The organism is Pseudoroseomonas ludipueritiae (assembly GCF_014490445.1).
In the GTDB taxonomy this organism is placed as follows: Bacteria; Pseudomonadota; Alphaproteobacteria; order Acetobacterales; family Acetobacteraceae; genus Pseudoroseomonas; species Pseudoroseomonas ludipueritiae.
Genome location: NZ_JACTUZ010000249.1, coordinates 1 through 3,871, shown reverse-complemented (window position 1 = coordinate 3,871; position 3,871 = coordinate 1). Strand labels below are relative to the sequence as shown.

The 3,871-nt window shown below is 72.1% G+C and carries 1 protein-coding gene; it reads left to right on the top strand.

Annotation, left to right across the window (positions count from 1 at the left end):
• On the top strand, positions 1–3,871 hold a 3,871-nt coding region (locus IBL25_RS24850; protein WP_187781141.1), incomplete at both ends, for an NAD-glutamate dehydrogenase.

The window sequence follows — 3,871 nt, the reverse complement described above, 5'->3', positions numbered from 1 at the left end:
CGCCCGGGCGAGGCCAAGCTGCGCCTGCTGCCCCCTGGCCCCGGCCAGGGCGGCGCGGCGCTGGCCGAGATCGTCACCGACGACATGCCCTTCCTGGTGGAAAGCGTGCTGGCGGCGCTGGCGCTGTCCGGCCGCGCGGCGCGGCGGCTGCTGCACCCGGTGCTGCGGGCCCAGCGCGATGCCGAGGGCCGGCTGCTCTCGCTCGGCGGGACGGAGGGCAAGCCCGAGAGCCTGATGCATGTGGAGATCGCCCCCAACCCGGTGCGCCTGACCGGCGACCAGAAGGTCCCCGCCGGCGGCTGGGAGGCGGTGGAGGCGGCGCTGCGGCAGGCCATGGCCGAGGTGCGGCTGGCCGTCACCGACTACCCCGCCATCCGCGAGCGGCTGCGGCAGGCGGAGGGCGAGATCGCCGCGGCGCCCGAGGCGGCCGCCGGCCAGAACTTCCTGCGTTGGATCGCGGAGGAGAATTTCGTCTGCCTCGGCCACCGGCTGCTGCGGCTGGAGCCGCAGGTCGCCATCGAGGATGGCCTGGGCCTGCTGCGGGATGAATCGCTGCCGGTCTTCGACACGCTGCGCGACCTTGCCGCCATTCCCGCCGCCGTGCTGGCGCAGCTCAAGGACGGCGTGGCGCTGAGCATCGCCAAGGCCAATATGCGCGCCCGCGTCCACCGGCCGCAGCATGCCGATGTGGTGGCGACGCGCGTCTTCGGCCCTGATGGGCGCGTGGTGGCCATCCGCCTCTTCCTCGGCCTCTTCGCGGCCAGCGCCTATAATCGCAATCCGCGCTCCATCCCCTGGCTCTCGGCCAAGGTGGAGCGCATCCTGGCCGCCGCCGGGGTGGAGGAGGACAGCCACGACGGCCGCGCGCTGCGCAATATCCTCGACACCTGGCCGCGCGACGAGCTGTTCCAGGCCGAGGAAGCCGCCATCCTGGACGGTGCCCGCCGGGCGCTGGACCTTTCCATTCGCCCGCGCGCCGCGCTGGTTCTGCGGCGCGACCCCTTCGAGCGCTTCATCTCCGCCATCGCCTGGCTGCCGCGCGATACCTTCGACACCCGGCTGCGGGAGACGGTGGCGGGCATCCTGACGCGCGCCTTCCAGGCGCGGCTTTCCGCCTTCCATATCGCGCTGGCCGATGGGCCGCTGGCGCGGGTGCATTACGTGCTGGGCACCACGCCGGGCGCCGTGCCGCAGGTGGATGACGCGGTGCTGGAGGCGGCGGTGGCGCAGGCCGCCCGCTCCTTCACCGACCGGCTGGGCGAGGCATTGACCGCCGAGCTGGGCGAGGCCCGCGCCGCCGGGAGCCTGGCGCGCTGGGCCGAGGCCTTCTCCAGCTTCTATGCCAACCAGACCCCCACCACCACGGCGGTGGCCGATATCGCCATGGCGGAAGCCGCCCTGGCCAGCGGCCACCCCGGCGCGCGGCTGGAACGCGCGCCGGGCGCCGGGCCGCGCAGCCTTTCGCTGCGGCTGGCCAATCCGGGCGGCCCGCTGCCGCTGGCCGATGTGCTGCCGCTCTTCGAGAGCCTGGACCTGCGCGCCATCGAGGAAACGCCGCATCACCTGACGCTGGCGGATGGCAGCCGCGTGGTGCTGCATGTCTTCGCGCTGGAAGCCGGGGCGGACCTTGCCGAGGGCCGCTTCCCGGCACTGCTGGAGGCGCTTTCCGCCCTGCTGGAGGGCCGTGCGGAGGCCGATGGCTTCAACCGCCTCGTGGCCCGTGCCGGGTTGACCTGGCGTGAGGCCTGGCTGCTGCGCGCGCTGTTCCGCTGGCTGAAGCAGGTGGGCTTCGCTTTCGCGCAAGGCTCGGTGGAAGCCGCGCTGGCTTCCGAGCCCAAGGCCGCCCGCCTGCTGGTGGACCTCTTCCAATGCCGCTTCGACCCCGAGCGCCCGCGGGACGCGGCGCGCGAGCAGGCCATCGAGGGCGAATGGTCGGCGCTGATGGAGCAGATCGAGAACCCGGATGCCGACCGCATCCTGTCCCGCCTGCGCACGGTGCTGGATGCGGTGCTGCGCACCAACTTTCACCAGGATAAGCCCTATCTCTCTCTGAAGATCGACAGCGCCGCCGGTGGCGAGATGCCGGCGCCCCGCCCCTGGCGCGAGATCTTTGTCCATGCCCCGCATATGGAGGGCTGCCACCTGCGCTCCGGCGCCGTGGCGCGCGGCGGCATCCGCTGGTCCGACCGCCGGGAGGATTTCCGCACCGAGATCCTGGGCCTGATGAAGGCGCAGCGGCTGAAGAACGTCGTGATCGTGCCGACCGGCGCCAAGGGCGGCTTCGTGCTGAAGGGCCATGTGCCGCCGGCCAGCGACCGCGAGGCCTTCATGGCCACCGGCATCGCCGCCTACAAGACGCTGATCCGCGGCATGCTGGACATCACCGACAACCTGCGCGGCAGCGAGGTGGTTCCGCCCGCCAATGTGGTGCGGCGGGATGGCGACGACCCCTATATCGTCGCCGCCGCCGACAAGGGCACGGCCTCCTTCAGCGACATCGCCAATGGCCTGGCGCAGGAATACGGCTTCTGGCTGGACGACGCTTTTGCGAGTGGCGGCAGCCAGGGCTACGACCACAAGGGCATGGGCATCACCGCCAAGGGCGCCTGGGTGATGATCGCGCGGCACTTCGCCGAGCTGGGCCATGACATCCAGGCGGAACCCTTCACCTGCACCGGCGTCGGCGACATGTCGGGCGATGTCTTCGGCAACGGCTTGCTGGTCTCGAGGCAGACCAGGCTGATCGCGGCCTTCGACCACCGCCATATCTTCATCGACCCCGATCCGGACCCGGCCGCCAGCTATGAGGAGCGCGCTCGCCTCTTCGCGCTGCCACGTTCCTCCTGGGCCGATTACGACGCGGGCAAGCTCAGCGCGGGCGGCGGCGTTTATCCCCGCAACGCGCGCTCCATCCCGCTGTCCGACCGTGCGCGGGAGGTGCTGGGGATCGAGGAACAGAAGCCCGACCCCGCCACCGTCATGCGCGCCATTCTGCGCGCCCCGGTGGACCTGCTGTATTTCGGCGGCATCGGCACTTACGTGAAGGCGCAGACCGAAAGCCAGGCCGAGGCCGGGGACCGCGCCAATGACGCCATCCGCGTCGATGGCCATGAGGTCCGCGCCCGGGTGCTGGGGGAGGGCGCCAATCTCGCCGTCACCCAGGCCGGGCGGATCGAGGCGGCGCGCAACGGCGTCAAGCTGAACACCGATGCGCTGGACAATGCCGCCGGTGTCTCGACCTCTGACCACGAGGTGAACATCAAGATCCTGCTGGCCGATGTGCGGGCCGCCGGCGCCATCACCGCCCAGCGGCGCGACGCGCTGCTGCGGGAGATGACGGACGAGGTCGCCGCCCTGGTGCTGCGCGATAATACCGAGCAGTCCCTGGCCGTCAGCCTGGAGGAAGCGGCGGGTGCCGAGGCCCTGCCCGCCCAGGCCGCGCTGATGACCCGGCTGGAACAGGCCGGGCTGCTGGACCGCGCCGTGGCCGGCCTGCCCGATGCCGCCACCCTGGCCGACCGCATGGCCACGGGCGACGCCCTGACCCGCCCGGAACTGGCCGCGCTGCTGCCCTTCACGAAGCTCTGGCTGACGGAAGCGATCGAGAACAGCAGCCTGCCGGACGACCCCGCCCTGGCGCCGCTGCTGCAGGCCTATTTCCCGCAGCCGCTGCAACAGGAATTCGGCGAGGCCATCGCCCACCACCGGCTGCGGCGGGAACTGCTGGCCACCATCCTGGCCAATATGGTGGCCAACCGCCTGGGCCCGGCAGCCCTGGCGCGGCTGGCCAGCGGCACTGGCCCTGCCGAGGCCGCCCGCGCCGCCATCCTGGCCGACCGCCTGCTCTGCCTGGATGCCGCCGCCCTGGCCG